Origin of the sequence: Pseudoalteromonas rubra, from assembly GCF_005887095.1 — a bacterium.
Lineage (GTDB): Bacteria > Pseudomonadota > Gammaproteobacteria > Enterobacterales > Alteromonadaceae > Pseudoalteromonas > Pseudoalteromonas rubra_E.
The window spans coordinates 1-1,582 of sequence record NZ_PNCI01000118.1; the positions used below are offsets into that span (position 1 = coordinate 1).

Sequence of the window (1,582 nt, forward strand, 5' to 3'; positions counted from 1 at the left end):
AAGCTGGGCCTAATTAGTCGATTCTGAATAACCCACTTTTTTAAGTGGCCGGCACGCGCATTCGGCTCGCACTTTGGGCGAGCTTCTTCACTTTAGTATCTAACTGAGTATGTCAATTGCTGCACCTGCACTGAAATTGGCCACTGTAAATTCCAGGCATAAAAAAGCCTTAGGGTTGCGAGAATTTTTCGGCAATTCTGGCCTATACCAGCCAGGATTGCGTTTAACTTGTCACCCAATTTCCCTTTCAATCGGTTAAGCCCCAGATGCCCGTCCTGTTTCATATGTCCTATGATCGGCTCGATTGCGTTGCGCCGTTTCAGTTTGCGCTTAATCGATGGTGTAACTCCGCGTTTTTGCCCTGCGATATAAACCTCATACCGCTGCGCCATGTGTCCCCTGTAACCTCGGTCAACATAGCAGGTTTGCGCACGCTGATTGGTCACATCCTCAACTATGTGTAATGTTTTCAGCAAGGTATCACCATCGTATGGGTTACCGTGCATGGCGTGACTTGCGACTATAAACTGCTCTTTGACTGTCGTTGCGACACTCACTTTCACACCGAATTCATAAGGCTTAGCACTTTTCCCTTTCGCGATACACTCTACTGCCGGCTCTTGCAAACTATAGAGTTTGTTTTTGCTGTGCTTTTCCTGTTTTAACAATTGCTCTGCTTTGAGCATCATCTGCACTAACTCTGATGTGGGCTCTGCCGGTAGATTTCGCATTACATCCCTTAGCACACGTCTGAGGTAATTCTTTTGCTTCTTCAGTGCTTTGCGCATTCGTTTGAACTGCTTGGCATGTGCATATCGACCGACTTGCATGGCCATTTTTGGTCCCTGCCTCGCGTAGCTCTGCCGTAGTCTGACACCCGCTTCTTTTGCCAGCATGGTCAGTTTTTTACGGCACCTTTCCAGTAACTTGCTATCTGTCGGGTGGGCGATGTTCTTTTCCATCACCGTGCTGTCCACGACAACTTCCCTCAGGCTGGATGCTTTAACCGTGTTACTTTTAAGTCCTGCATCAACTGTCACAGAGAGCATTAACTCAACACCTTGCTCTCCAATTCGACGCCGAAAACGCGACATCAGGCTTGGATCACACGGCAACTCATGGCTAAAAAACTGCATCCCGCAGAAGTACTGCCAATATGGGTTTTCGCACCAAGCTTCCACAATGCGCTCATCAGAGAGTTTGTTGATTTGCTTTAGATACTCTAGTCCAGCCATGAGTCTGATAGGCTTTGCAGCAGCCCCATTATTGGCACAATAATGCTCACCAAATTCTACCTCCAGGCGCTGCCAATCAATCAACTCAGCTAAGCGAACGAGTTCATGCCTTGGGGAAACCAGATCGATAAGCTCGATTTCAAACAGTCGTTTTTGAGGGTGTTTTGGCGTAGATTTTGGCTTCATTTGTGGCCTCATTTTGCAATGTTTTAAGGTGTTGACGTTGAAAAGTTGCAAAATAAGGGTAGTCAGATCGCCTAGATCTTCAAATAGATCAGCAAGTTAAGTGTTTTTCAGTGATGACTAACGAGGCACACTTACACCTGACCGCCCCAATTGGTTAGATG

At 46.8% G+C, this 1,582-nt stretch carries 1 protein-coding gene; it reads right to left on the reverse strand.

Going from position 1 to position 1,582, the window contains the following annotated elements; genetic code table 11:
- Positions 1 to 92 precede the first annotated feature (92 nt).
- The gene (locus CWB99_RS23545) at positions 93 to 1,421 is read right to left on the reverse strand and encodes an IS5 family transposase (protein WP_171045444.1); all 1,329 of its coding nucleotides are present in this window, start codon (positions 1,419 to 1,421) and stop codon (positions 93 to 95) included.
- Positions 1,422 to 1,582 lie beyond the last annotated feature (161 nt).

Coding starts and splice junctions, on each gene's coding strand:
- CWB99_RS23545 (WP_171045444.1), bottom strand. CDS start 1,421: ATGAAGCCAAAATCTACGCCAAAACACCCTCAAAAACGACTGTTTGAA.